The sequence below is a fragment of the Massilia phosphatilytica genome, from assembly GCF_977014125.1.
The window spans coordinates 1-3,681 of the sequence record NZ_CDRNIL010000112.1; the positions used below are offsets into that span (position 1 = coordinate 1).

The 3,681-nt window shown below is 43.4% G+C and carries 5 protein-coding genes and 2 pseudogenes; 4 read left to right on the top strand and 3 right to left on the bottom strand.

Annotation, left to right across the window (positions count from 1 at the left end; genetic code table 11):
* Nucleotides 1-264 precede the first annotated feature (264 nt).
* The 3 genes and pseudogenes from ACWNCF_RS03845 (at nucleotide 265) to rzpD (ending at nucleotide 1,499) form a co-directional block, all read left to right on the top strand.
* Nucleotides 265-582 (top strand): annotated as a pseudogene (locus tag ACWNCF_RS03845) (phage holin, lambda family).
* Nucleotides 566-1,042, top strand: a complete 477-nt coding sequence (locus tag ACWNCF_RS03850) for a glycoside hydrolase family 24 protein (protein ID WP_000229403.1) — start codon at nucleotides 566-568, stop codon at nucleotides 1,040-1,042. Before ACWNCF_RS03845 ends, ACWNCF_RS03850 begins: the two are co-directional and overlap by 17 nt.
* Nucleotides 1,039-1,499 (top strand): annotated as a pseudogene (gene rzpD, locus ACWNCF_RS03855) (prophage endopeptidase RzpD). Before ACWNCF_RS03850 ends, rzpD begins: the two are co-directional and overlap by 4 nt.
* Nucleotides 1,500-1,530: 31 nt before the next feature.
* Here rzpD and bor read toward each other — a convergent pair.
* Both bor and ACWNCF_RS03865 read right to left on the bottom strand, forming a co-directional pair.
* Nucleotides 1,531-1,824, bottom strand: a complete 294-nt coding sequence (bor, locus tag ACWNCF_RS03860; protein WP_000738492.1) for a serum resistance lipoprotein Bor — start codon at nucleotides 1,822-1,824, stop codon at nucleotides 1,531-1,533.
* 289 nt (nucleotides 1,825-2,113) lie between these two features.
* Complete coding sequence (locus tag ACWNCF_RS03865) at nucleotides 2,114-2,566, bottom strand: DUF1398 domain-containing protein (RefSeq protein WP_223248938.1); 453 nt, start codon at nucleotides 2,564-2,566, stop codon at nucleotides 2,114-2,116.
* A gap of 243 nt (nucleotides 2,567-2,809) precedes the next feature.
* Between ACWNCF_RS03865 and ybcW the strand changes: the two genes are divergently transcribed.
* Nucleotides 2,810-3,016, top strand: coding sequence for a protein YbcW (gene ybcW / locus ACWNCF_RS03870; protein ID WP_001031427.1), 207 nt, complete (start codon nucleotides 2,810-2,812; stop codon nucleotides 3,014-3,016).
* Nucleotides 3,017-3,180: 164 nt separating this feature from the next.
* Here ybcW and ACWNCF_RS03875 read toward each other — a convergent pair whose 3' ends face one another.
* Nucleotides 3,181-3,375, bottom strand: coding sequence for a YlcI/YnfO family protein (locus tag ACWNCF_RS03875; RefSeq protein WP_001421937.1), 195 nt, complete (start codon nucleotides 3,373-3,375; stop codon nucleotides 3,181-3,183).
* Nucleotides 3,376-3,681 lie beyond the last annotated feature (306 nt).

The following is a 3,681-nucleotide window of genomic DNA, read 5'->3' on the forward strand; positions in this document are numbered from 1 at the left end:
ATGTATTGCTAAGGTTAAAACGGAGGAGTTAGTTGGATGATCCAGCACCTGCCATCAGATTGTGTTTGTTAGTCGCTTTTTTTTTTGGAATTTTTTTTTTGGAATTTTTTTTTTGCGCTAACAACCTCCTGCCGTTTTGCCCGTGCATATCGGTCACGAACAAATCTGATTACTAAACACAGTAGCCTGGATTTGTTCTATCAGTAATCGACCTTATTCCTAATTAAATAGAGCAAATCCCCTTATTGGGGGTAAGACATGAAGATGCCAGAAAAACATGACCTGTTGGCCGCCATTCTCGCGGCAAAGGAACAAGGCATCGGGGCAATCCTTGCGTTTGCAATGGCGTACCTTCGCGGCAGATATAATGGCGGTGCGTTTACAAAAACAGTAATCGACGCAACGATGTGCGCCATTATCGCCTAGTTCATTCGTGACCTTCTCGACTTCGCCGGACTAAGTAGCAATCTCGCTTATATAACGAGCGTGTTTATCGGCTACATCGGTACTGACTCGATTGGTTCGCTTATCAAACGCTTCGCTGCTAAAAAAGCCGGAGTAGAAGATGGTAGAAATCAATAATCAACGTAAGGCGTTCCTCGATATGCTGGCGTGGTCGGAGGGAACTGATAACGGACGTCAGAAAACCAGAAATCATGGTTATGACGTCATTGTAGGCGGAGAGCTATTTACTGATTACTCCGATCACCCTCGCAAACTTGTCACGCTAAACCCAAAACTCAAATCAACAGGCGCCGGACGCTACCAGCTTCTTTCCCGTTGGTGGGATGCCTACCGCAAGCAGCTTGGCCTGAAAGACTTCTCTCCGAAAAGTCAGGACGCTGTGGCATTGCAGCAGATTAAGGAGCGTGGCGCTTTACCTATGATTGATCGTGGTGATATCCGTCAGGCAATCGACCGTTGCAGCAATATCTGGGCTTCACTGCCGGGCGCTGGTTATGGTCAGTTCGAGCATAAGGCTGACAGCCTGATTGCAAAATTCAAAGAAGCGGGCGGAACGGTCAGAGAGATTGATGTATGAGCAGAGTCACCGCGATTATCTCCGCTCTGGTTATCTGCATCATCGTCTGCCTGTCATGGGCTGTTAATCATTACCGTGATAACGCCATTACCTACAAAGCCCAGCGCGACAAAAATGCCAGAGAACTGAAGCTGGCGAACGCGGCAATTACTGACATGCAGATGCGTCAGCGTGATGTTGCTGCGCTCGATGCAAAATACACGAAGGAGTTAGCTGATGCTAAAGCTGAAAATGATGCTCTGCGTGATGATGTTGCCGCTGGTCGTCGTCGGTTGCACATCAAAGCAGTCTGTCAGTCAGTGCGTGAAGCCACCACCGCCTCCGGCGTGGATAATGCAGCCTCCCCCGACTGGCAGACACCGCTGAACGGGATTATTTCACCCTCAGAGAGAGGCTGATCACTATGCAAAAACAACTGGAAGGAACCCAGAAGTATATTAATGAGCAGTGCAGATAGAGTTGCCCATATCGATGGGCAACTCATGCAATTATTGTGAGCAATACACACGCGCTTCCAGCGGAGTATAAATGCCTAAAGTAATAAAACCGAGCAATCCATTTACGAATGTTTGCTGGGTTTCTGTTTTAACAACATTTTCTGCGCCGCCACAAATTTTGGCTGCATCGACAGTTTTCTTCTGCCCAATTCCAGAAACGAAGAAATGATGGGTGATGGTTTCCTTTGGTGCTACTGCTGCCGGTTTGTTTTGAACAGTAAACGTCTGTTGAGCACATCCTGTAATAAGCAGGGCCAGCGCAGTAGCGAGTAGCATTTTTTTCATGGTGTTATTCCCGATGCTTTTTGAAGTTCGCAGAATCGTATGTGTAGAAAATTAAACAAACCCTAAACAATGAGTTGAAATTTCATATTGTTAATATTTATTAATGTATGTCAGGTGCGATGAATCGTCATTGTATTCCCGGATTAACTATGTCCACAGCCCTGACGGGGAACTTCTCTGCGGGAGTGTCCGGGAATAATTAAAACGATGCACACAGGGTTTAGCGCGTACACGTATTGCATTATGCCAACGCCCCGGTGCTGACACGGAAGAAACCGGACGTTATGATTTAGCGTGGAAAGATTTGTGTAGTGTTCTGAATGCTCTCAGTAAATAGTAATGAATTATCAAAGGTATAGTAATATCTTTTATGTTCATGGATATTTGTAACCCATCGGAAAACTCCTGCTTTAGCAAGATTTTCCCTGTATTGCTGAAATGTGATTTCTCTTGATTTCAACCTATCATAGGACGTTTCTATAAGATGCGTGTTTCTTGAGAATTTAACATTTACAACCTTTTTAAGTCCTTTTATTAACACGGTGTTATCGTTTTCTAACACGATGTGAATATTATCTGTGGCTAGATAGTAAATATAATGTGAGACGTTGTGACGTTTTAGTTCAGAATAAAACAATTCACAGTCTAAATCTTTTCGCACTTGATCGAATATTTCTTTAAAAATGGCAACCTGAGCCATTGGTAAAACCTTCCATGTGATACGAGGGCGCGTAGTTTGCATTATCGTTTTTATCGTTTCAATCTGGTCTGACCTCCTTGTGTTTTGTTGATGATTTATGTCAAATATTAGGAATGTTTTCACTTAATAGTATTGGTTGCGTAACAAAGTGCGGTCCTGCTGGCATTCTGGAGGGAAATACAACCGACAGATGTATGTAAGGCCAACGTGCTCAAATCTTCATACAGAAAGATTTGAAGTAATATTTTAACCGCTAGATGAAGAGCAAGCGCATGGAGCGACAAAATGAATAAAGAACAATCTGCTGATGATCCCTCCGTGGATCTGATTCGTGTAAAAAATATGCTTAATAGCACCATTTCTATGAGTTACCCTGATGTTGTAATTGCATGTATAGAACATAAGGTGTCTCTGGAAGCATTCAGAGCAATTGAGGCAGCGTTGGTGAAGCACGATAATAATATGAAGGATTATTCCCTGGTGGTTGACTGATCACCATAACTGCTAATCATTCAAACTATTTAGTCTGTGACAGAGCCAACACGCAGTCTGTCACTGTCAGGAAAGTGGTAAAACTGCAACTCAATTACTGCAATGCCCTCGTAATTAAGTGAATTTACAATATCGTCCTGTTCGGAGGGAAGAACGCGGGATGTTCATTCTTCATCACTTTTAATTGATGTATATGCTCTCTTTTCTGACGTTAGTCTCCGACGGCAGGCTTCAATGACCCAGGCTGAGAAATTCCCGGACCCTTTTTGCTCAAGAGCGATGTTAATTTGTTCAATCATTTGGTTAGGAAAGCGGATGTTGCGGGTTGTTGTTCTGCGGGTTCTGTTCTTCGTTGACATGAGGTTGCCCCGTATTCAGTGTCGCTGATTTGTATTGTCTGAAGTTGTTTTTACGTTAAGTTGATGCAGATCAATTAATACGATACCTGCGTCATAATTGATTATTTGACGTGGTTTGATGGCCTCCACGCACGTTGTGATATGTAGATGATAATCATTATCACTTTACGGGTCCTTTCCGGTGAAAAAAAAGGTACCAAAAAAAACATCGTCGTGAGTAGTGAACCGTAAGCAGGTGCTGGATCATCCAACTAACTCCTCCGTTTTAACCTTAGCAATACGTAACAACTGAACCAAAGGCTAACA

Coding starts and splice junctions, on each gene's coding strand:
- bor (WP_000738492.1), bottom strand. CDS start 1,824: ATGAAAAAAATGCTACTCGCTACTGCGCTGGCCCTGCTTATTACAGGA.
- ACWNCF_RS03865 (WP_223248938.1), bottom strand. CDS start 2,566: ATGCAAACTACGCGCCCTCGTATCACATGGAAGGTTTTACCAATGGCT.
- ybcW (WP_001031427.1), top strand. CDS start 2,810: ATGAATAAAGAACAATCTGCTGATGATCCCTCCGTGGATCTGATTCGT.
- ACWNCF_RS03850 (WP_000229403.1), top strand. CDS start 566: ATGGTAGAAATCAATAATCAACGTAAGGCGTTCCTCGATATGCTGGCG.
- ACWNCF_RS03875 (WP_001421937.1), bottom strand. CDS start 3,375: ATGTCAACGAAGAACAGAACCCGCAGAACAACAACCCGCAACATCCGC.